Source organism: Halorussus rarus, assembly GCF_003369835.1.
GTDB lineage: Archaea > Halobacteriota > Halobacteria > Halobacteriales > Haladaptataceae > Halorussus > Halorussus rarus.
This window is the reverse complement of record NZ_QPMJ01000001.1, coordinates 426153-448372: the sequence shown is the minus strand read 5'-3', so window position 1 is coordinate 448372 and position 22220 is coordinate 426153. Positions and strand designations below refer to the sequence as shown.

Genomic DNA, 22220 nt, shown 5'->3' with positions numbered 1-22220 from the left:
CGGGTGTGACGCGTCTCTGATCATACCGTGTCCTCCGCACTGCTCGGATGGGGGTCGTCGCTCGGTCGTTCGATCATCTCGGGCTCGGCCTCCTCCTCGTGGTCGTAGTAGAGGTGGCAGGCGACCGAACGGGTCTCGTCGCCGTCGGGCGCGACGTCGAGGGGCGTCCGGTCGCAGACGTCCATCCGCTCGGGGCAGCGGTTCTTGAACCGACATCCCTCCGGCATGTCTATCGGATCGCCCGGCTCGCCGCCGATGGTCGCCTGCTCGCGCTCGTAGTGGGGATCCGGAATCGGGATGGAGCGGATCAGAGCCTGGGTGTAGGGGTGTTTGGGGTCCGCGAGCAGCTCACGGGTCGGCGCCTTCTCGACGATTCGACCGAGGTACATCACGTTGATCCGGTCGCAGATGTACGACACCGTCGACAGGTCGTGAGAGATGTACACCATCGACACGCCGAACTCGTCGGTCAGCTCGTTCAGGAGGTTCAGGATCTCGGCCTGCGTCGACACGTCGAGCATCGACGCCGGCTCGTCGGCCAGGATCACGTCGGGCTCGGTGATCAGCGCCCGCGCGATGGCGACGCGCTGTTTCTCCCCCCCGGAGAGCTGGTTCGGGAACTGCCGGATGTACTGGTCCGCCGGCGTCAGTCCGACGGTCTCGAGCATCTCCTCGATGTCGGTGCGGTCGTAGTCGATGCCGTGGATCTGCAGGGGCTCGGCCAGGGTGCGGCGCACGCTAAACTTCGGGTCAAGAGAGTTGAAGGGGTCCTGGAAGACGATCTGGACCTGCTGGCGGAACTCCTTCCAGTCGCTCTTGGTGAACTCCGAGGTCGGTCGGCCGTGGAACCGCAGTTCGCCGCCGGTCGGCTCGTAGAGCCCGATGAGGGTCCGGAGCAGGGTCGTCTTCCCGCAGCCGCTCTCGCCGATCACGCCCTGGACCTGGTTCTCCTGCAGCGTCAGGTCGACGTCATCGACCGCCCGCACCAGGCGCGGTCCCCCGCCGGCGAGCCGGTTCCTGATCGTCTCGACCAGCCCCGAGGTCGTGTCGAAGTACTTCTCCAGCGACCGCAGCTCAAAGACCGGTTCGTCGTCGCTCATCCCTCCCCCTCCAGGATGCTCGTCGACTCGGTCGAGCGGTCGAGGTACTCGCCTGCCAGCTCCGACATCTCGTCGGCCCGGACGCACCACGCGAGGTGGTCCTCGTCGCCGGCGACGGGGTTCGCCGGGGGCGCCCCTTCGCGGCAGGCGGACACGGCCCACGGGCACCGGTCGACGAACGTGCAGAAGTCCACCTCGTCGCGCAGTTGGGGCGGGTGGCCGTCTATCACGGCCAGCTCGCGGTCCGGGTACCGCACGTCGGGGAACGCGTTCTGGAGGAGGATCGCGTACGGGTGCCGCGGGCGGTCGAACACGTCCTCGACGGTGCCCGTCTCGGCGATCTGGCCGCCGTGCATGACCGCCATCGAGTCGCAGTTCTCGAACACCAGCGAGATGTCGTGGGTGATGAGCAGCATGCTGACGTTCCAGTCGTCCTTCAGGCCGTTGATGTGGTCCATGATCTGGTCCTGCATGATGACGTCGAGCGCCGTCGTCGGCTCGTCCGCGATGATCAGGCTGGGCCGGAGGAACAGCGCGAACGCGATGATCGCGCGCTGCTGCATCCCGCCCGAGAACTGGTGGGGGTAGTCGTCGATCCGGGACTCCGACAGCCCGACGACGTCGAACAGTTCGCGGAGCCGGTCGAGCGCCTCGGGCGTCGTGAGGTCGGTGTGGTACTTCGCCATCTCGACTGCTTGCTCGCTCAGCTTCATCACGGGGTCGAGGCTGTTCATCGACGACTGGGGGATCACCGAGATCTCCTTCCAGCGGATGTTCTTGTTGAACTCCGACTCGGAGTAGTCCTGGATCGGCTCGCCCTTGTACCGGATCGTCCCCGAGGCGACCTCGCCGTTGTCGTCGAGGCCGCCGACGATGGCGTCGGCGATGGTGCTCTTTCCGCAGCCGCTCTCGCCGACCAGCCCGAAGTAGTCGTGTTCCTCGATCGAGAACGAGGCGGCGTTGACCGCGTGGACGTCGTCGGGCCCGTCGGTCCGGTAGCGGATGTCGACGTCCTCGAACGCGAGTATCGGGTCGGACACGTCAGACCACCACCTCGTCGTCGCCGCCGCCCTCGTAGCCCCGTCCGAGGAGGTACAGCGAGAGGACGGTCAGCGCGATCATGATGCCCGGCGGGAACGACCACCACCAGGCGTCGGCGACCCGGCCCGCCTGGTTGGCGTTACGGATCATGATGCCCCACGTCGGCGTGAACGGGTCGGTCACGCCGATGAACGAGAGGCCGGCCTGCTCGAGTATCGCCAGCCCGACCCCCATCGCGAAGAACAGCGCCGCCATGTTCGCGATGTTCGGCAGGATGTGCTTGCGCATTATCCACAGAGTGCTCGCGCCGGAGGCCCGCGCGGCCATGATGTACGGCCGCTGCTTGATCTGGAGCACCTGCGAACGGATCACCCGGGCGATGAACCGCCAGAGGACGAGCCCGAGGATCGCGATCGTGGTGTAGAAGCCCGCCCCGAAGAACGTGATGAGCACGATGGCGAACGGGATGAACGGGATGCCGTACATGAAGTCGACCAGTCGCATGAGGAAGCTCTCGGTCTTCCCCCCGACGTACCCGGCGGTCATCCCCACCGACAGCCCGACGGTCATCATCAGCCCGCCCGCGAGCAGCCCCGTGATCAGCGTCGTCCGCGCGCCGATCAGGAGCCGCGAGAGCACGTCCTCCCCCCGGTCGTTGGTGCCGAGCGGATGGTCGAGCGACGGCGGTTCGTACCGCATCAGCTCCCCGTCGGCGGTCGTCTGCTGTTCGTTGTACTGGTACGGGGCGATCATCGGTCCGACGACGCCGAGAATCAGGATCCCGACCAGGACCGCGAACGCGAACTGGGTGATCCGCTCCGAGAGGAGGTTCCGAAGCGTCCGCCGGGCGATGACCACGAGGTCGCTCTCCCGGTACGCTTCGAACTGTTCGGCGACGCTCATCGCATCCCCCACGACGCCGGCACGCAGTACTCGGCCTCTCCGTCGACGGTCATGATATGGTGCATGTTCACATACTCCAACCGGGATAAAGATTTTGACTTCGCGACCGGCTTCCTCGCGTGAGACGCCGGTTCTCCGCGGTGGCGTTCATGCGCAGTGGCGCTCCAGCTCCGCCTCGACCGTGGCGGTGCCGTGGGCGCCGTACAGTCGCGCCTCGACCGTTCCGTCGCGCACGAACAGCAGCGCCGGTCCCGCGGTGAGGTCGTACTCCCGCTCGAGGAACTCCCGGTGGGCCGGGCCGTAGACGGCGAACGGCATCACTTCCCGGGGCTCCGCGAAGACCTCCTCGAGGTCGCGCCGGGCCAGCTCGCAGCTCCGCGAGTCGTCGAGCCAGGCGTAGACCACCGACGGCGAGTACACCCGCGTCAGCTTCGGGAGGTGGTCGGCCGGCACCGGAACGAACGGATCGGGAGCGCCCTCGGCCCTGACGTCGTCGTCCCGGAACAGCCGCAACGGAGGGAGCAGCTGTAGCCACTCCTCGTCCTCCGTCGCCTCCACGCGATCGGCGAGGGCACACAGCTCGGCGACGGTCCGCGGGTCCGCCGCACCGAGCGCCGCGAACTGCTCGGCCACTTCCTCGTCGTCGACCCGGCGCCGGACCGCGGCTGCCAGGCCGTCGGCGTCGCACCCCTCGAACTCGGTCGCGTACTCCCCCACCGCGTCCTCGAACTCCCCGGTCGTCGTCGCGGTCTCGTCGACGACGGTCAGGACGCTCGCTGCGAATAGCGAGTTGCTTGTTGACATCCCACAGACCCTAGCCGGCCCGCACGGACATAAATCCACCGCGAGCAACACCGGTGACCGGGAACCGGCTATCGGTTGACGACCTGACGCGTCGCGAGCGCTGTCGGTCGCCGCGCCGGTTCCCCGACGGGGAAACGCTTTTGGCAATTGTTATCTATTGACGTGGCTATGGCGACCCGACCGGAGATACCGACGCTCGGGCTCGGCACGTACCGGAACGACGATCCAGACCGGTGCGCCGAGAGCGTCCGGACCGCCCTGGCAGCGGGGTACCGACACGTCGACACCGCGGAGGCCTACGGCAACGAGGAGGCGGTCGGGAACGGAGTGGCGACGAGCGAGGTGTCGCGAGAAGACGTCGTGCTCGCCACGAAGGTCCTGCACCCGAAGTTCACCGACGACTACTCGACCGAGGGCATCGTCGAGAGCGGCCGGGGCTGCCTCGACCGCCTCGACGTCGACTCGGTCGAGCTCTTCTACGGCGTCCACTGGCCGGGCGGCGACTACGACCCCGAGGACACCTTCGCGGCTTGCGCGCGCCTCCACGAGGAGGGGGCGTTCGACCGCCTCGGCGTGTGCAACATGACGCCCGAGCTCGTCGACGAGGCCCGCGAGACCTCGGACGTGCCCGTCTCCGCGGTCCAGGCCGAGATGCACCCGCTCCTCCAGCAGGAGGCGCTGCGGGAGTACTGCGACCGGCACGGGATGGACCTGGTCGCCTACGCCCCGCTCGGGAACGGTCGGGTGTTCGAGGTGCCGGAGCTCCGCGAGATCGGCGAGAAGCACGGCGTCAGCGAGGCGCAGGTCAGCCTCGCGTGGCTGCGCGAGAAGGGCGTCGCGGCCATCCCCAAGGCCACGGGCGGCGAACACATCCGCGACAACTGGGGGTCGCGCGACCTCGAACTCGACGACGGGGACGTCGACAGAATCGACTCGATCGACCGCGAGGAGCGCCAGTACGACAATCCCTATGCCCCGGACTGGTGACGGTCGGCCGACCCGGTCGGGTCGCCCGGTCTCCGGACGGGTCCGGACGGGACGCATCGCCCCGGCCCCGGGTCGGCGGCACTGACGGGTGCTCCCATGAACCGCCGGGAACTGCTGTTCGCGTTCGTCGTCAGCGGTGTCCACGGCGTGGACCACCTGTTGAAGCGCGTCTTCCCGCCGCTGATCCCGGTCTGGGCGGCGGCGTTCGGCTACCCGCTCTGGCAGCTCGGCCTGCTCCTCGGCGCCCACTCGTTCGGCTCCGCGCTCGGACAGGCGCCGATGGGCGTCCTCTCCGACAGGTACGACCGGCGGTACCTGCTCTCGGCTGGCCTGGGCGTGATGGGCGTCGGCGTGCTGATCCTCGCGACGGTCCCGACCGTCACCCCGCTCGGCGTCGGAGTCGCCGTCCTCGGATACGACGCGGACGGTCGCCTCCTGGCGATGCTGGCGGCCATGCTCGTCGCCGGATTCGGGTCGAGCACGGTGCACCCGTCGGGATACCCGCTCATCACGGTGAACGTGAACGCGGCCGACAAGGGGCGAGTCCTCGGAATGTGGGGGAGCGCGTCCAAGTTCGGCGACGCGCTGGCCCCGGCGGCGGTCGGCGTCCTGCTCGTCGTCCTGCCGTGGACCGCCATCCTCGGGCTGTTCGGCGGGCTCGCGCTCGCCTTCACGGCCGCCCTCTTCGTCGTTCTCGGCTCCTTCGAGACCAGGCCGGTGGACGCCGATCCCGACGCGTCCGCGGAGGCCCGGACCGGCGGAGACAGCCGCGCGTACCGGTACCCGATGATCGCCATCTTCGCCTACTTCGCAGTCCAGATCATGGCCGCCAACGGCGTCACCGTCTTCCTCCCCGAGTTCGTCGCGTCGATATACGGGTTCAGCGTCTCGGCGTTCGGGACGACGCTCGCGCCCGAGTCCACCGCCAGTTTCTACTACTCGTCGCTACTGGTCGTCGCCGGGCTGGCCCAACTGGGCACCGGCGTGCTCGCCGATCGGTTCGATCGTCGGAAGATAGTCATCGGCTACCTCCTCGTCGCGACGGTCGCGCTGGCGGTCCTCTCCGCGTTGCCCCTCTCGCCCGTCGGACTGTTCGTCGTCTTCGCGGTTCTCGGCGCGAGCCTGTTCAGCCAGAACCCGGCGCGGGACGCCCTGGTCAGCGACATCACCCCGCCCGAGCGCGAGGGGCGGACCTTCGGCTACCTCTGGACCGGGGCGCTCGTTGCGGCGTCGATTTCGCCCCCGGCGGTCGGGTACGTGGCCGAGATCGTCGGCCTCCGCGTCGCGTTCGCCGTGCTCGCCGGGGTCGTCCTCGCGTCCGCCGTTCCGATCGCGTTGCTGTTGAACGAACGTGTCTACGCCAAGCGGGCGCCGACCGTCGCGGACACCGACTGAACCGGTCGCTGTCGAGTGGTGCCCTCCAAGCGTCCGGCTGAGCCGCGACTGCGGGCAAATCTTTTTGGCCCGGTCAGTAGTGGGGGCTGTTGGCATGCAACACGTTCGATTCCGAGACCCGGCCGGTTCGGTCCGTCTCGGGGAATGGGACGAGGGGGAAGCGGTGTTCGCGAACCGACGGTACGGCCTCGACGAGGTGACGGTGCTCCCGCCGGTCGAGCCGAGCAAGATCGTCTGTATCGGACTGAACTACAGCGACCACGCCGAGGAGACCGACTCGGAGATTCCGGACCGACCGTTGCTGTTCCTCAAGGCGCCGAACGCGCTCGCGGCCCACGGCGATACCATCGCGCTCCCGGAGGACAAGGAGCGCATCGACCACGAGGCCGAACTGGGCGTCGTCATCGGCGAGCAGTGCCGGAACGTCTCGGCCGACCGAGCCGACGACGTCATCGCGGGGTACACCTGCGTCAACGACCTCTCGAACCGAGACGACCAGCGCGAGGAGCAGAACTGGATCCGCGGGAAGTCGTTCGACAACGCCGCGCCGATCGGCCCGGTCGTCGCGTCCCCCGACCGGGTACCCGACGACGCCGCCATCGAACTGCGGAAGAACGGGGCGGTCCAGCAGGAATCGACCGTCGACAACCTGATCTTCTCCGTCCCGGAGCTTATCGAGGAGATCACCGAGCTGATGACGCTCGAACGCGGCGACGTCATCGCGACGGGCACCACGTCCGGCGTCGGGCCGATAAGCGACGGCGACACCGTCGAGGTCGAGATCGAAGGGGTGGGCACGCTCCGCAACGAGTTCGTCGCCAGGGAGTTCACCGGCGACGTCGACCACGACTTCATGCCCGACCAGTAGCTACGGGCCGTAGACCCCACCATTCACGAAAGCCCCCTCGACGGGCAGACGAGTGACGACAGCGCCGCTCAGCCCTTGCGCCGGACGGTCCCGCCGCTCAGCCCCTCCCACTCGACGGCGTACCCCAGTTCGGACAGCAGTGCGCTCGCGTCGTCGATGCCGTACTCGCTCAGGAGTTCCTCGACCGCCGAGTAGGCCGTCCCGGACTCGATCCGATCGTCGAGTTCAGCGAGCACACCGGGCCGCACCAGCGTCCGGCCCACGCGCTCGTGGTCGGGGAACGGCTTGTCCGCGACGGCGTCCTCGCTGACGCCGTGTTCGGCCGCGAGGGCTTCGAGCGAGATGACGTCCGCCTCCGGGACCAGCTCGCCGGGCAGGTCGGCCGCGCTCGCGGCGACCAGGTCGTCCTCGTAGCGCCGGAGCGCGTCGCGGACGTCCTTGAGCCGGATAGTTCCGGAGTAGGGAATCGCGCGGTGGTCGCGGGCCTCGACGTCCTCGCCGACGCCCAGGCTCTCGTCGACCGCCACCAGCAGTTCGACGTCTTCGACGGCCTCCAGTTGCGAGAGCTTCTTCTCGACGTACTCTGGCGTCCAGAACCCCATAATCTCGAAGAAGACCCGGAAGTCGGCGTGCGAGTAGTCGAAGGCGAAGTCCGGAATCATCACCCGCGCGCCGGTCTCGAGGGGTTCCGGCTCGCGGGTCAGCGCCCAGTCGAGGTCGAGCGACTCGAACCGGGCGGCGAAGTCGGCCTCGACGCCGCTGTCGAAGGTCACGTCCGCGACCGGTTCGGTGCCCGGCACGCGGACGGGGTCGTCGTCCGAGAGCGAGAGGGTGCGCTCGGTGCCGTAGTCGTCGACGGTCGCCGTAAGCGTCCAGGCGTCGGCCTTCGCGACGGTCCGGAGGAGGCGCGCGAACCGGGTGCCGTACCGCCGGGTCGACCGGAAGAGGGCGTCGGGTCCGGTGACGACGATCTCCCGGTCCGAGACCCGGCGCTCGGGTCCGCTCCCGCCCCCGGTCTTTCGGATCTCGTACATCAGCCGGAGGCGCTTGACCGCCGAGACGAGCGCCCGCGGGTCGGCGGTCCGGACCCGGACCTCGGTCGCATCGAACAGGGCGGTCTGGGCCAGCGAGAGGTTATACTGGGCCAGAAGCTGGTCGGGGTCCCACCGCGCGTCGAATCGGCCCATGACCTGCCGCTCGTCGAGGTCGGCGTACAGCGCGTCGGCCACCGCGTCCGGACCGGCGCCGAGCCGGTCGCTCGCTTCCCGGAGGGCGGCGTCGCGCTCGGCCTCGGTGACGACCCCCACTGCTTCGGCCGCCTCGAACGCGGTCCGGCGGGCGCGCTCGGGGTCGACCGCGGCCTCGGTCTCGAAGGCGGCCTCGCGGTCGAGCAGCTTGGCGAACCCCCGGACCAGCTTGAAGTGGTCGGCGTCGGCTTCGAGGTCCTTCAGCGCGGCGTCGAGGTCCGCGCGGGGCTCGCCGACGTGGCCCTGGTAGGTGCCGAGGACCCTGGCGGCCAGCGGCCGGTGCTCCCGGCCCGCGAACCGGGGGCGGTAGCCTCCGCCGGCCCGCGAGACCCGCAGCAGGTCCTTGGTCAGCATGGCCGGAGAGAGGGGCGGCGCGTACAAAAACCGTCGGAAGACAGAAGACTCATCCCGATGGCCTCGGACCCTCGGCTATGCGCAGGCGTGACGTGCTCCGGAACTGTGCGGCCCTCGGTGCCGCGGCGGGCGTCGGCTCGCTCGCAGGCTGTGCGGGCGGTGGCGACGACGAGTCGAAGTCCGCGGCGTCGCTCTCCCAGACGTCGTTCGACCGGCGGGAGAGCGAGTCGGGCGACCTCGTCGTCACGGTAACCATCGAGAACACCGGGACCGAGGCGGGAACCGGCGACCTCTACGTGACCGTGACCGCCGCCGAGCCGAGCAGTGGGAACGAGACCGACGACGACGGGACCGTGGCGAGCCGCGAGTCCCGGGACGTGACCGTCCCGGCCGGCGAGAGCAAGACCGTCGAGATCGAGTTCGACATCCCGTACGAACAGTTCCGCGAGCAGGGCTCGATCGACATCGACTTCCGGCCCTGAGTCGCGGGGTCCGCCGGCGCTCCGCACCGCAGTCTCCCCTCCTTACCGCCTGCGCTCGGCCACCCGCTCCTCGGCGGTCTCGGCGCTGACGACCTCGTACAGCAGCGCGGGCCGGCCGTCGTCCTTCGGCCGGAGGATGCGGCCGAGCCGCTGGGTGAACTCCCGCTCGCTGCCGCTGCCCGACAGCACCACGGCGACGTTGGCGTCGGGGACGTCCACGCCCTCGTCGAGCACGTTCGAGGTGACGACCCGGGAGTAGTCGCCCTCGCGGAACCGCTCCAGAATCTCGCGGCGCTCGGCCGCCCCGGTCTGGTGGGTGACGGCGGGCAGGAGGAACCGCTCCGAGAGCCGGTAGACCAGGTCGTTGTGCGCGGTGAAGACGATGACGCGGTCGTCGCGGTGGTCGTCGAGAATCGATTCGAGGGCGTCGACCTTCGCGTCGCTGTTCATCATCACCTCGCGGGCGCGCTGCTTGGCGAGCAGCGCCTCGCGGGCCTCGGGGTCCGAGCCCGAGCGCTTGACCAGTTCCTGGTAGTCGCTGCCGCTCCGCATCCGGATGTCCGACCGGGCGAGGTAGTTCGTGAACACCTCGTTGGCGGCCTCGTAGCGCTCGCGCTCGGCGTCGGTGAGTTCGACCTCGACGCGTTTGACGTCGTAGGGCGCGAGGTGCTCGCCCGCCAGTTCCTCGGGGTCGATGGCGTACGCCTTCCCGCCGACGAGGTCCGCGACCACCTCGTGAGCGCCGTCCGGGCGCTCGAAGGTGGCGGTCAGTCCCATCCGGGCGGGCGCGGCCAGCAACCGGGCGATGTCCCGGTACCCTTCGCCGCCGAGGTGGTGGACCTCGTCGAAGATGGCCAGCCCGAACCGGTCGCCGAGTTCGTCGGCGCGCAGGTACGCCGAGTCGTAGGTCGAGACGGTGATGGCTTCGACGTTCTGCTCGCCGCCGCCCAACTGGCCGACCGGGACGCCGAACTCCGCCTCGAGTTCGCGGCGCCACTGCTCCAGCAGGTCGATGGTCGGGACGACCACGAGGGTCGCGGTCTGGAGCGACTCGATGGCCTTCAGTCCGATGACGGTCTTGCCGCTGCCGGTCGGGAGCTCGAGGACGCCCCAACGGCTTCGCCGCTGTGAGCCCCCGCTCGCGTCGCTCGCGGGGACGCCCCGCCGGCCGGCGTCCTCCCACGCCGAGAGGGCGTCGCGCTGGTACCCGCGGAGCTCGTAGGTGGAGGCCACGTCGGGGAGGTCGGGCGCGTCGAGGACCGAATCCTCGAGGTCGGCGCCCTGCCGGGCCAGCGCGTCGCGGAGGGCGGCGTACCGGAAGGCGGGCGCCCGGCGGGTCTTCGACCGGGCGTCGGCCGCGGCGTGGGGCAGATCGAGATCGGCGTCGGGGTCGGTCTCGACCCGGATTGTCCCCTCCTCGAAGGTGAGCGTCGCGTGGGGCACGGTTCGGTCGATTCTCGGGGCTGGGTCGCCTTAAGCGGTCGGTCGTCGGACCCGCCGGAGTCGGGCGCCCCGCGGAGTCGTGCGCCAGGGCACGCTCCGCGCTCGCGCCCGACTCCCGGCCGGCGGGCAGGCAGATTAAGTTGCCGGGCGGCGAAGCCACGTACGAAACCATGGGGGACCAGGACAAACGGCGGGCGGCGCGACTCGTCGACCGCGTCATCGAGGAGGTCGCCGCGTGGCCCCACGTCAACACCAACGAGCACCGCTTCGAGGGCCGGGAGTTCACGCTGGGCCCGCGCGAGGTGGGCCACGTCCACCGATGGGGCATCGTGGACGTGCCCTTCACCGAGCGCCTGCGCGACACCCTCATCGAGGAGGGCAAGACCGAAGAACACCACGTCGTCCCCGAGTCGGGGTGGACGACCATGTACGTCGAGGACGACGAGGACGTCGACCGGGCGACCTGGCTGCTCCGGGTCTCGTACCTCTACCACGTCAACAACCTCAAGAAGACGCCGAAGGGCGCCGAGATGTTCGACGAGATCGACGTGGCCGAGGAGCTCGAGGACCTGGGCATCAGCGACGGGGTGCGGGCCGCGTTCGAGCGCCGCGGCGTGATGGAGTCCTGACCGACGAGCCGTCGCAACGCGGTCGGCAGACCCGCAGCAGCCCCTGTCCGGGACCGCCCCGACTGACCGACCGCGGCGGCGCCCCGCCCGCTTTCTGAATCCTTAAACGCGCCCAACCATTTGTACCGCGTATGACCGACGAGGAAGTCACCGAGCAGGTGCGGGAGGACGCCGACGGAGCCGACGAGGAGCACGAGGCAGAGGAGGACGCCGACGCCGACTCCGCGGCCGAGGCGCAGGCCCGGGCGGACGCGCTCGGCCCGACCAGCACCAAGCTCGTCGCCGAGGTCGCCATCGAGGACGAGTCGCTCGCCGAGGACCTCGAGGACCACCTCGCCGACGTCGAGGCCGAGCGCGAGGCGGCCAGCGAGCGCGCCGACGAGCTCGAATCCAAGCTCAAGCGCGAGCGGGCGGACTTCCAGAACTACAAGAAGCGCGCGAAGAAGCGCCAGGAGCAGCTCGAGGAGACCGCAACCGAGGACCTGGTGGAGAACCTGCTGGACGTCCGGGACAACCTCGTGCGCGCCATCGAGGACGACCACGACGACGTCGAGAGCCTCAAGGAGGGCGTCGAGATGACCCTGAAGGAGCTCGACCGCGCGTTCGAGGACGAGAACGTCGAGGAGATCGCCCCCGAGCCCGGCGCCGAGACCGACCCACAGCGCCACGAGGTGATGATGCAGGTCGAGAGCGACCAGCCGGAGGGCACCGTCGCCGACGTCTACCAGCCCGGCTACGAGATGGGCGGGAAGGTCCTGCGGGCGGCGCAGGTGACGGTCAGCCAGGGCGACGAGTAGGCTCGCAAGAGGACGGGCGGAGCGAATCCCGGTCAGGTTCGTCGGGCTCGACGTGTCGCGAAGTGGAGTGGAATTGCGGTCGGATATATAAGTATGTCATTCTCGGACACAGGTGGGCGCCAAAACCGAAAGACGGCGAGCCGATAGCTCAGCGCGGCCGTACGCCGAGACTAGCAAGGCTTAAACGGAAGAACCCGCAACGTATCGAACAAGATGGCGAGTAACAAGATTCTGGGCATCGACCTCGGTACCACGAACAGCGCGTTCGCGGTCATGGAGGGCGGCGACCCGGAGATCATCGTCAACAGCGAGGGCGAGCGAACCACGCCCTCGGTCGTCGCCTTCGACGACGGCGAGCGCCTCGTCGGCAAGCCCGCGAAGAATCAGGCGGTCCAGAACCCCGAGCGCACCATCCAGTCCATCAAGCGCCACATGGGTGAGGACGACTACACCGTCGAGATCGACGGGGAGGAGTACACCCCCGAGCAGATCTCGGCGATGATCCTCCAGAAGATCAAGCGCGACGCCGAGGAGTACCTCGGCGACGACGTCGAGAAGGCGGTCATCACGGTCCCCGCGTACTTCAACGACAAGCAGCGCCAGGCGACCAAGGACGCCGGCGAGATCGCCGGCTTCGAGGTCGAGCGCATTGTCAACGAGCCGACCGCGGCGTCGATGGCCTACGGCCTCGACGACGAGTCCGACCAGACCGTCCTCGTCTACGACCTCGGCGGTGGCACCTTCGACGTCTCCATCCTCGACCTCGGCGGCGGCGTCTACGAGGTCGTCGCGACGAACGGCGACAACGACCTCGGCGGCGACGACTGGGACCAGGCCATCATCGACTACCTCGCCGACGAGTTCCAGAACCAGCACAACATCGACCTCCGCGACGACCGCCAGGCCCTCCAGCGCCTGAAGGACGCCGCCGAGGAGGCCAAGATCGAGCTCTCCTCCCGGAAGGAGACCGACGTCAACCTCCCGTTCATCACGGCGACCGACGAGGGGCCGGTCCACCTCGAGGAGAGCCTGACCCGCGCGAAGTTCGAGAGCCTCACCTCCGACCTCATCGAGCGGACGGTCGGCCCGACCGAGCAGGCGCTCGATGACGCCGGCTACTCCAAGTCCGACATCGACGAGGTCATTCTGGTCGGCGGCTCGACCCGGATGCCCCAGGTCCAGGAGCAGGTCGAGGAGATGACCGGCCAGGAGCCCAAGAAGAACGTCAACCCCGACGAGGCGGTCGCGCTCGGCGCGGCCATCCAGGGCGGGGTCCTCTCGGGCGACGTCGACGACATCGTGCTGCTCGACGTGACGCCCCTCTCGCTCGGCATCGAGGTCAAGGGCGGCCTGTTCGAGCGGCTCATCGACAAGAACACCACCATCCCGACCGAGGAGTCGAAGGTGTTCACCACCGCCGCCGACAACCAGACCTCGGTGCAGGTCCGGGTGTTCCAGGGCGAGCGCGAGATCGCCGAGGAGAACGAGCTGCTCGGCGAGTTCCAGCTGACCGGCATCCCGCCCGCGCCGGCCGGTACCCCGCAGATCGAGGTGTCGTTCAACATCGACGAGAACGGCATCGTCAACGTCTCCGCCGAGGACCAGGGCTCGGGCAACCAGGAGGAGATCACCATCGAGGGCGGCGCCGGGCTCTCCGACGAGCAGATCGAGGAGATGCAGGAGGAGGCCGAGCAGCACGCCGAGGAGGACCAGCAGCGCCGCGAGCGCATCGAGGCCCGCAACGAGGCCGAGAGCGCGGTCCAGCGCGCCGAGACGCTCCTCGACGAGAACGAGGAGGAGATCGACGACGACCTGAAGGCCGACATCGAGGCCGAGATCGACAGCGTCCAGGAGGTCCTCGGGGACGAGGACGCCACGAAGGACGACCTCGAGGACGCCACCGAGAGCCTGAGCGAGGAGCTCCAGGAGATCGGCAAGCAGATGTACCAGCAGCAGGCCCAGGCCGGCGCGGGCGGCGCCGGCGCTGGTCCCGGCGGCGCGGCGGGCGCCGGTCCGGGCGGCATGGGCGGCCAGGGCGGTCCGGGCGGCGCAGGTGCCGGCGGCGCCGGCGACGACGAGTACGTCGACGCCGACTTCGAGGACGTCGACGACGAGGAGGACCAGTAGGGACGACGAGTCGTCTGCTCGTCAGAGCTTCCCTCTGACGGAGTCGACGACGGCGACGAGTAACCGCGGCGACCGGAAACGCCGACCGTTCGGACGCCTGAGCGCTCGCGCGGCAACGGACCCTTGAAGTAACTCCGACTTTTACCGACTCACAACGAATGAGCGAGGACTTCTACGACGTGCTCGGCGTGAGCAGAGACGCCGACGAGGAGGAGATCAAGGCGGCCTACCGCGAGAAGGCCACCGAGTACCACCCCGACGTCAGCGACGACCCGGACGCCGAGGAGAAGTTCAAGAAGGTCAAGAAGGCAAAGGAGGTGCTGACCGACGAGGAGAAGCGCCAGGCGTACGACCAGATGGGCCACGACCGCTTCGAGCAGGCCGAGAAGCGCGGCGGCTTCGACGGCGGCGCGGGCGGCGCCGGCCGCGGCGGCATGGGCGGCGGTCCGTTCGGCGGCGCCGGCGGTGGCGGGATGGGCGGCGGCATGGGCGACATCTTCGAGCAGTTCTTCGGCGGCGGAAGCGGCCGCCAGTCCAACCGGCCCCAGCAGGGCCAGGACCTCCGGACGCGGCTGACCATCGACCTCGAGGACGCCTACGAGGGCGTCCAGAAGCAGGTCAGCGTCCGCCGGCCCGAGCGGTGCGACGACTGCGACGGCGAGGGCCACCCGCCGGGCACCGAGTCGCACACCTGCCGGGAGTGCAACGGCCGCGGCCAGGTCACCCAGGTCCAGCAGACGCCGCTCGGCCGGGTCCAGCAGACCCAGACCTGCCGGCGCTGCGGCGGCGAGGGCGAGATCTACGCCGAGACGTGCTCGACCTGCGGCGGCGACGGCACGGTCACCCGGGAGGCCACCCTCTCGGTCGAGGTGCCGGCGGGCATCCAGTCGGGCCAGAGCCTCCAGATGGAGGGCGAGGGCGCGCCCGGCCCCAACGGCGGGCCGAACGGCGACCTGCTCATCGAGGTCGAGGTCGAGGACCACCCCGACTTCGAGCGCGACGGCGACGACCTCCACCTCCAGGAGCCCATCTCGTTCCCGCAGGCGACGTTCGGCGACACCGTCGAAATCGCGACGCTCGACGGCACCGTCGAGATGGACGTTCCCGCGGGCACCCAGAGCGGCGAGACGTTCCGGCTCCAGGGCAAGGGGATGCCCCGCCTCCGCCGGCGCGGCCAGGGCGACCTCTACGTGCAGGTGCAGGTCGTGACGCCCTCGGACCTGAACCAGGAGCAGAAGGAGGCCCTCGAGCAGTTCGCGGAAGCCGGCGGCGAGGAGGTCAGCGTCGACGAGGGGTTCTTCGAGAAGATCAAGAACTCATTCTGAGACCACCTTTTTTCTTCGTCGGGTGTCCTCGGACGCTCCCTCCGGTCGCGTCCTGCGGGCACCTCTCCTCGAAAAAATCTGGACCAAAAAAGAGCCGCTCGCTCGGGCTTCGCCCTCGCTCGCGGTAGGACTGCTTGTGAGAGGTGTGTGAGTCCGACTCGCGACTCGGCCCGTCGCCTTATCCGTAGCTGGCCCCCAACTTCGACCCGAATGAGCGAATCAGCCCAGCCCCTCGACGGCGTGACCGTCGCGATACTCGTCGCGCCCGAGGGCACCGAGGAAGTCGAGTGCACCGAGCCCAGGCAGGCCGTCGCCGACGCCGGAGCCACCGTCGACGTGCTCAGCACCGAGAACGGCGAGGCCCAACTGGTCAACAACGACCTCGAATCGGGCGAGACGGTCGCGGTCGACGCGACGCTCTCGGACGTCTCGGTCGACGACTACGACGCGCTGCTCGTCCCCGGCGGCACCGTGGGCGCCGACCGACTCCGGCTGCAGGAGGAGGCCGTGAGCTTCGTGCGCGACCACGTCGAGGCAGACCGCCCGCTCGGCGTCATCTGCCACGGCCCCTGGCTGCTGGTGGAGGCCGACGTCGTCGAGGACCGGACCCTCACCTCCTTCCCCAGCCTGCAGACCGACGTCCGCAACGCCGGCGGGGAGTGGGTCGACGAGGAAGTCGTCACCGACGAGGAACTCGTGACCAGCCGCAAGCCCGACGACATCCCGGCGTTCACCGACGCCGTCGTCGAGACGTTCGCCGCCGAAGCCGAGTAACCCCGTACTGCGAAATTCCCGGCACGCCGCGGGTCGCGGACGTATCGAATCCCGGGACGGCGGAGCCGAGCTTTTTGGCGTCGGGGTTCCTACTCCCGACCGATGCCGCCAGCCCCGATGTACGAGTCGTTCGCCGCCGTCACCCTGCTCGTCCTCGGACTGCTCATCCTCCTCGCGCGGGCCTCCGAGGCGATGTTCGCGGGGGACGACGACGGCGCAGCCGACGAGGACGGCCCCGACGACCGGGAGAGCGCCGTCCCGGAGACCGGCGCGGCCCGCATCGAGCGCCACCGCGACGTCGGCGGGACGCGGGCAGAGCGAATCGAGCGCCGGGTTCTGGACGACGACCGAGACGGCGAGAACGGAGTCCCGTGGGACGACGCGGACCGCGACGACGCGCCCTGGGGCGAGAACGAGTCGGAGGCCGGTGACGTGGCGGGTCGAGAGGACGCCCCCGGCGAAGGGACGAGTAGTCGCGAGCCGGCCGAACAGGAGCACCGGCCGGGGCTGGAGCGCAACGAACTCCACTTCTCGACCGGCGCGCTGCTGGCCAACGTCGCGTTCAGCCAGGGGCTGTTCGGCGCGGCGGTGGTCGGCGCGGCCTGGCTGGCGAACGTCCCCCTGCCGGCGCTCGGCGTCGACCTGACCAACCCCTGGAGCGTCGGCCTCCCGGCGGTCGCGGTGGGCGCAGCGGTCGGCGTCGCGCTGTACGTCGCCAACGAGCTCTCGGCGACGGTCGTCGACGCCGCGGGCGTCGAGTACTCCGAGGGGCTCCGGGAGTCGCTCGCACCCGACACGGCCGTCGGCTGGCTGGTGCTGCTGGGCGTGGTCCTGCCCGTCATCGCGTGCTTCGAGGAGCTGCTGTTCCGGGCGGCGCTGGTCGGGGCGTTCGCCGCGGGGTTCGGCGTCTCGCCGTGGCTGCTCGCGGTCCTCTCGACGGTCGCGTTCGCGGTCGGCCACGGCGCGCAGGGGCCCGGCGGCGTCGCGGTCACCGGCCTGCTCGGGTTCGCGCTGGCGGCGGCGTTCGTGCTCTCGGGCAGCCTGCTGGTCGTGGTGGTCGCCCACTACCTCGTGAACGCGCTGGAGTTCGGCGTTCACGAGGGACTGGGCGTCGAGTGGGCGCGGGACGAACACTTATAGGACTGCTGAGATTACTTCGAAGCGACAGTGAGTACCGACACCCACTCCCGCGACGCGACCGGCGCGACCGCGGAGGAGTCGACCGAGACCGACGGGACCGACTCGTTCTTCGGCTTCCTCGTCGGGCTGTACGCCGCCGCGCTGGCCGCGCCCGCTGCCACCATCGGCGTCGCGCTCGCCGCGACGACCGACGCCCCGGTCCTGTTCGGCACGTTCCTCGTCGTCGGCGTCGTCGCCGTGGCCGCCGGCGCGCGGGTCGGCGGTCGACGAGCCATCGCGGTCCGGCTCGGCGACACCCGGTGGTCGTGGCTCGCGCCGCTGGCGGGTCTCGCGTACCTCGGGGTCCTGCTCGCCGTCGGCGACGGTCCGGGCTCGACGGCGGTCGTCTGGCTCTCGCTGCTCGGCGCGCTCGGCGGCTGCCTCGTCGGCGCCGGCCTGGTCTTCGCGGGGCACAACCGCCACGCGAAGGCCGTCCTGGCCGAGTCGGCGCGGGTCGTCGAGTTCAGCGCCCGCGGTCCGGCCCGCGACCGGAAACGGGTCCACTGGGCGGTCGGCGCGCTCATGCTCGGCGGGATGGTCGGCCTCGCAGCGACGGTCGCGCTCGAACGCCCCTCGCTCCGGTGGGTGTTCCACCTGCTCGTCGCGGCGGGCGCGGGCCTCGTCGGCGTGACCACCGAGCGGACGTTCGCGGTCGCCGACGCCGGGGTCCGGATCGGCACGCCGGTCCACAAGCGCGTCCGGCCGTGGGCGAGGTTCGAGAGCTACTCGCTGACCGACGACGCGCTGGTGCTCCACCACGGCGGCTGGTCGGCGTGGGGGCTGCGCGACGTCCGGCGCGACCCCGCGGACGTCGACGACCTGGACGCGGTGGCTGCAGTGCTCGACGAGCATCTGCCGCGGAAAGAGTAGTTGTACTGCGAACAGGCAACTCGAGTGAGCAGGCCGAGCGACGACCAGTGCGAGCGGCGTAGCCGCGAGCACGGAAGGAGCGACGGCTTTTCGTCGACATCTTGCAAGGGAGCACCGCTCGGGGTGTCTTGGCGGGCGGAGCGAGCCAAGGGTCGGAAGACGCGGTTCGTCTTCCGGCGCGACCGCCGGCCGAACCGAGTTCGGCCGAGCCCTCGCTCGCGATGCTCGCGAGGACGCAGTAAAAGGTCGTTGAGCAAATTACTTCACCCAGTCGCGCAACATTTGCCAACAGGAGGAGACCATGGATACGCTCGAAGACGTCGACGAGATCGTCCACGAACCGAGCCGGGAGTTCGTGGAGTCGACCAACGTCTACCAGTTTATGCAGGAGCACGGCATCGACGACTACGACGAACTCATCGAACGGACGACCACCGAGGTCGAGGGGGTCGAGGCGTCCGGCGTCGACTGGTTCTGGGACGAACTGGTCGACCACCTCGGCCTCGACTTCTACGAGGACTACGACGAAGTCCGGGACGACAGCGACGGACCGCAGTTCTCCGAGTGGTACCCCGGCGGCGAGCTCAACGTCGCGCACAACGTCGTCGACCGCCACGCCGCGCCCGACACCGTTGCGTCGGAGACGCAACGAGCAGACGGCAAAGCCGTCAACAGCGGGACCCGCAACAAGGTCGCGTGCATCTGGGAGGGCGAGGACGGCGAGGTCCGGGAGATAACCTACCACGAGCTCCACCGCCAGACGAACAAGGTCGCCAACGCGCTGGAGGAGCGCGGCGTCGGGGCGGGCGACACGGTCGGGCTCTACATGCCGATGGTGCCCGAGGTCATCTCGATCCTCTACGGCGCGTTCAAGGTCGGGGCCATCGCGGTGCCCATCTTCTCCGGGTTCGGCGTCGATGCCACCGCGACCCGCATCGCGGACCCCGAGTGCTCGGTGCTGTTCACCGCCGACGGCTTCTACCGGCGGGGCGACGAGGTGTCGCTAAAGGGCACCGCCGACGAGGCCATCGAGCAGGCGGGATACGTCGAACACACGATCGTCTACGACCGGTTCGGAACTCGAGAGGGGAGCGAGGATGGCACCCCCGACATCCCGTGGAACGACGACCGCGACGAGTGGTGGGGCGAGGCGGTCGAGACCCGGTCCGACGAGTACGACACGCGGTCGATGGCCTCGAACGACGAGTCGATGCTGCTGTACTCCTCGGGGACCACCGGCAAGCCGAAGGGCATCGTCCACACCCACGCCGGGGCGCTGGTACAGGCCGCCAAGGAGATCTACTTCGGCTTCGACCACAAGCCGGAAGACCGGTTCTTCTGGGTCAGCGACATCGGGTGGATGATGGGCCCGTGGACGCTCATCGGCAACCACGCGCTCGGCGGCACCGTCTTCATGTACGAGGGCGCGCCCGACTACCCCGAGCCCGACCGGTTCTGGGAGATGATCGACCGCCACGGCATCTCGACGTTCGGCATCTCGCCGACGGCCATCCGCGCCCTGCGAAAGTACGGGGACGAGCACGTCGAGAAGCACGACCTCTCGACGCTCCGGCTGCTCGGGTCGACCGGCGAGCCCTGGGACCCCGAGAGCTGGCTGTGGTTCCACGAGAAGGTCGGCGGGGGCGAGGCGCCCATCATCAACATCTCGGGCGGCACCGAGATCATGGGCTGCTTCCTGATGCCGATGCCCGTCCAGTCGCTCAAGCCCTGCACGCTCGGCGGGCCGGGCCTCGGCATGGACATCGACATAGTGAATTCGCAGGGCGAGTCCATCGCCGACACCCACGAGCGGGGCTTCCTCGTGGCGCGGGACTCCTGTCCCTCGATGACCAAGAGCCTCTGGGAGGGCGACGAGCGATACCTCGCGGAGTACTGGTCGACGTTCGAGGATCCGCCGCTGTGGGACCACGGCGATTGGGCCCAGAAGGACGAGGACGGCTTCTGGTTCCTCCACGGCCGGGCCGACGACGCCATCAACGTCGCGGGCCGGAAGGTCGGTCCCGCCGAGGTCGAGGGCGCGCTCATCGACCACCAGGCCGTCAACCAGGCCGCCGCGGTCGGCGTCCCCGACGACACCACCGGCCAGGCCGTGGTCGCATACGTCATCCTGGAGGAGGGCCGCGACGTGAGCGACGCGCTCCGCGAGGAGCTCCGCGAGCAGGTCGGTCAGGAGCTCGGCAAGCCGTTCAAGCCCCGCGAGATACTGTTCGTCGACGAGTTCCCGAAGACCCAGAGCGGGAAGATCATCCGCCGGGCCATCGAGGCGACCTACACCGGCGAGGACCTCGGCGACATGTCCTCCATCGAGAACCCCGAGGCGCTGGACGAACTCGAAGCGGCGCAGTAGGTCGACCTCAGGCGACGTCGCCGGGGCGGACGGCCTCGCCTTCGGGCGCGTCGTCTCCTTCCGCGACGACGGCGAAGTCACCGATAGCGTCGGCGTCGGGCAGCAGAATCGCCGCGCCCGCGAGCAGCGGGGTGACGACGCCCGCGATGACGGTGCCGGGGTCCGCAAGGGGCGCGCGGACCGCCACCCGGTGGCCGGAGTCGAGCCCCCAGTCGTCGGCGACCTCGCGGGCCGCCGAGAGCAGGTCGGCGTGCGAGAGCTCGTCGCGTTCCGTCACCAGCCCGACCGTCTCTGGGTCGACCGGCGTCTCCGGGAACGCGGGGTTCTCGCTCCAGACGTCGCGCTCGAAGTGCGCGATTCCGGGGTCGTCGGGCGGCCCGCCGTAGGCGACCCGCTGGCTTCCCGGCGCGACCGCGTAGGCGCCGACTTCGTCGTGAGGCGCGACGACGATGCGGGCGTCGACGTCCGACCCGCCGTCGTCACCGGGTTCCGAAAGCCCGTACCGGGTCCGCGCGCCGAGCAGCGCGGCCCCGAGGAACGCGAAGATGGCCTCGGGTTCGAGGTCGTCGGCGACCGCCACGGTGGCGTCCGCGTGGACGCCTCGCCGGCGCCAGAAGTTACCGGTCTTCCACGCGGTGTTGCAGAACCGCCGGTAGTCGTAGCGCCGGTTCTCGCGGGGCGCGACCAGTGCGGGGTCCTCGCTCCGTCTGCCGCGGGTCACGAGGTCGCCGAGTGCGTCCATGGCCGGGCGTAGGCGGGGTACGGGAAAAGTGGCGTCGGTTCGGTCGCTGCCGGCGACATCGCCGGAATGCCCGGAGCTATCCGAACCCCTACCCAACTGTTAGCGCTAATCGTGATGTGGGGTCGGCGAGGGACGCATGAACGAGAGCGACGTTCCCGGCTACACCGACGGGAAGGGATCGGTGGTCGAACCGCCGCTCGACGCCCCGAAGTTCGAGCGACTCCAGCGGACGGTGCTCTGGTCCGAGGAGGACGGGGAGCACCTCCGGCTGGCGGGCGACGTGCTGGAGGGCCAGATAGACGACGTGCCGGAGGCGTGGTACGATGTGCCGGCCGTACGCGAAAGAAGGGGACTTCCGAACGGCCGCGCGGCGGACGCCGCCGGCCGCGTTCGCGGGGTCGGTCATCTGCAGTTGCGGGCACGGTCACTCGCCACGCGGTCGCGAAGTCGGTCGACAGGCGCGCTCGTCACTCGGTCTCGATCGGGTCCTCGAACTCGACGTCGGTCGCTCGCCCGCGGCCCGACAGCCACGTGCTGACGGCGACCGAACTCCCGGTCAGCAGCCCGACGCGGGTGCCGAGCCGCTCGCCGCCGACTTTGCGGGCGACGATACTCGCGACGACGAACGCGACGATACCGCTGAGGAGGCTCTTCTTGAGTCCCATGGTCGACGCTACGACAGGTAGCCAAAAATAGGTGTCCATCGCACCCGGCGCGTGGGAATCCGTGGCACACCGCGGGGAGGCGCGGTGGAACCGACGTCAGCGCAGCTGGCAGCGTCGGAA

20 protein-coding genes are annotated in these 22220 nt (G+C 69.6%); 12 read left to right on the top strand and 8 right to left on the bottom strand.

What is annotated here, in order from left to right; translation table 11 throughout:
- Nucleotides 1-20: 20 nt before the first annotated feature.
- The 4 genes from DVR07_RS02310 to DVR07_RS02295 form a co-directional block, all read right to left on the bottom strand.
- A complete protein-coding gene (locus DVR07_RS02310) occupies nucleotides 21-1100 on the bottom strand; it encodes an oligopeptide/dipeptide ABC transporter ATP-binding protein (protein ID WP_115795166.1) in 1080 nt (359 codons plus the stop codon).
- The gene (locus tag DVR07_RS02305) at nucleotides 1097-2140 is read right to left on the bottom strand and encodes an ABC transporter ATP-binding protein (protein ID WP_115795165.1); all 1044 of its coding nucleotides are present in this window, start codon (nucleotides 2138-2140) and stop codon (nucleotides 1097-1099) included. The genes DVR07_RS02310 and DVR07_RS02305 overlap by 4 nt, the downstream gene beginning before the upstream one ends.
- Before the next feature lies 1 nt (nucleotide 2141).
- Nucleotides 2142-3044: an ABC transporter permease gene (locus DVR07_RS02300; protein WP_115795164.1), complete on the bottom strand. Its 903-nt coding sequence runs from the start codon at nucleotides 3042-3044 to the stop codon at nucleotides 2142-2144.
- A gap of 147 nt (nucleotides 3045-3191) precedes the next feature.
- Nucleotides 3192-3848 carry a hypothetical protein gene (locus DVR07_RS02295; protein WP_115795163.1) on the bottom strand — a complete coding sequence of 219 codons (657 nt, stop codon included), beginning with the start codon at nucleotides 3846-3848 and terminating at the stop codon, nucleotides 3192-3194.
- 168 nt (nucleotides 3849-4016) lie between these two features.
- Between DVR07_RS02295 and DVR07_RS02290 the strand changes: the two genes are divergently transcribed.
- The 3 genes from DVR07_RS02290 (at nucleotide 4017) to DVR07_RS02280 (ending at nucleotide 7098) form a co-directional block, all read left to right on the top strand.
- Entirely contained in the window at nucleotides 4017-4835 is an 819-nt protein-coding gene (locus DVR07_RS02290; RefSeq protein WP_115795162.1) for an aldo/keto reductase, read from the top strand.
- A gap of 96 nt (nucleotides 4836-4931) precedes the next feature.
- Nucleotides 4932-6230, top strand: coding sequence for an MFS transporter (locus tag DVR07_RS02285; RefSeq protein WP_115795161.1), 1299 nt, complete (start codon nucleotides 4932-4934; stop codon nucleotides 6228-6230).
- Between the two features lie 94 nt (nucleotides 6231-6324).
- A complete protein-coding gene (locus DVR07_RS02280; RefSeq protein WP_115795160.1) occupies nucleotides 6325-7098 on the top strand; it encodes a fumarylacetoacetate hydrolase family protein in 774 nt (257 codons plus the stop codon).
- Between the two features lie 68 nt (nucleotides 7099-7166).
- Here DVR07_RS02280 and DVR07_RS02275 read toward each other — a convergent pair whose 3' ends face one another.
- Nucleotides 7167-8699 carry a DUF790 family protein gene (locus tag DVR07_RS02275; protein ID WP_115795159.1) on the bottom strand — a complete coding sequence of 511 codons (1533 nt, stop codon included), beginning with the start codon at nucleotides 8697-8699 and terminating at the stop codon, nucleotides 7167-7169.
- A gap of 77 nt (nucleotides 8700-8776) precedes the next feature.
- On the opposite strand from DVR07_RS02275, the gene DVR07_RS02270 reads away from it, so the two are divergent.
- Nucleotides 8777-9181 (top strand): hypothetical protein, encoded by a 405-nt coding sequence (locus DVR07_RS02270; RefSeq protein ID WP_115795158.1) that lies wholly within the window; start codon nucleotides 8777-8779, stop codon nucleotides 9179-9181.
- A gap of 42 nt (nucleotides 9182-9223) precedes the next feature.
- Here the strand turns inward: DVR07_RS02270 and DVR07_RS02265 are convergent, their stop codons facing one another.
- Nucleotides 9224-10624 (bottom strand): DEAD/DEAH box helicase, encoded by a 1401-nt coding sequence (locus tag DVR07_RS02265; protein ID WP_115795157.1) that lies wholly within the window; start codon nucleotides 10622-10624, stop codon nucleotides 9224-9226.
- Between the two features lie 170 nt (nucleotides 10625-10794).
- On the opposite strand from DVR07_RS02265, the gene DVR07_RS02260 reads away from it, so the two are divergent.
- The 8 genes from DVR07_RS02260 to DVR07_RS02225 all read left to right on the top strand — a co-directional run bounded on the left by DVR07_RS02260 (nucleotide 10795) and on the right by DVR07_RS02225 (nucleotide 20693).
- A complete protein-coding gene (locus tag DVR07_RS02260) occupies nucleotides 10795-11253 on the top strand; it encodes a luciferase domain-containing protein (protein ID WP_115795156.1) in 459 nt (152 codons plus the stop codon).
- A 131-nt stretch (nucleotides 11254-11384) separates the two neighbouring features.
- The gene (locus DVR07_RS02255; protein WP_115795155.1) at nucleotides 11385-12050 is read left to right on the top strand and encodes a nucleotide exchange factor GrpE; all 666 of its coding nucleotides are present in this window, start codon (nucleotides 11385-11387) and stop codon (nucleotides 12048-12050) included.
- 213 nt (nucleotides 12051-12263) lie between these two features.
- Nucleotides 12264-14177 carry a molecular chaperone DnaK gene (dnaK, locus tag DVR07_RS02250; RefSeq protein ID WP_115795154.1) on the top strand — a complete coding sequence of 638 codons (1914 nt, stop codon included), beginning with the start codon at nucleotides 12264-12266 and terminating at the stop codon, nucleotides 14175-14177.
- Between the two features lie 158 nt (nucleotides 14178-14335).
- Nucleotides 14336-15502 carry a molecular chaperone DnaJ gene (dnaJ, locus tag DVR07_RS02245; protein WP_115795153.1) on the top strand — a complete coding sequence of 389 codons (1167 nt, stop codon included), beginning with the start codon at nucleotides 14336-14338 and terminating at the stop codon, nucleotides 15500-15502.
- A 210-nt stretch (nucleotides 15503-15712) separates the two neighbouring features.
- The gene (locus DVR07_RS02240; RefSeq protein ID WP_115795152.1) at nucleotides 15713-16276 is read left to right on the top strand and encodes a type 1 glutamine amidotransferase domain-containing protein; all 564 of its coding nucleotides are present in this window, start codon (nucleotides 15713-15715) and stop codon (nucleotides 16274-16276) included.
- Nucleotides 16277-16378: 102 nt separating this feature from the next.
- Nucleotides 16379-17416, top strand: coding sequence for a CPBP family intramembrane glutamic endopeptidase (locus DVR07_RS02235; RefSeq protein WP_240147426.1), 1038 nt, complete (start codon nucleotides 16379-16381; stop codon nucleotides 17414-17416).
- Nucleotides 17417-17443: 27 nt separating this feature from the next.
- Entirely contained in the window at nucleotides 17444-18325 is an 882-nt protein-coding gene (locus DVR07_RS02230) for a hypothetical protein (RefSeq protein WP_115795151.1), read from the top strand.
- A 301-nt stretch (nucleotides 18326-18626) separates the two neighbouring features.
- Nucleotides 18627-20693 (top strand): AMP-binding protein, encoded by a 2067-nt coding sequence (locus tag DVR07_RS02225; protein ID WP_115795150.1) that lies wholly within the window; start codon nucleotides 18627-18629, stop codon nucleotides 20691-20693.
- Nucleotides 20694-20700: 7 nt separating this feature from the next.
- Here the strand turns inward: DVR07_RS02225 and DVR07_RS02220 are convergent, their stop codons facing one another.
- The gene (locus DVR07_RS02220) at nucleotides 20701-21435 is read right to left on the bottom strand and encodes a hypothetical protein (RefSeq protein WP_115795149.1); all 735 of its coding nucleotides are present in this window, start codon (nucleotides 21433-21435) and stop codon (nucleotides 20701-20703) included.
- Nucleotides 21436-21902: 467 nt separating this feature from the next.
- The gene (locus DVR07_RS02215) at nucleotides 21903-22100 is read right to left on the bottom strand and encodes a hypothetical protein (protein WP_115795148.1); all 198 of its coding nucleotides are present in this window, start codon (nucleotides 22098-22100) and stop codon (nucleotides 21903-21905) included.
- Nucleotides 22101-22220: the final 120 nt, after the last annotated feature.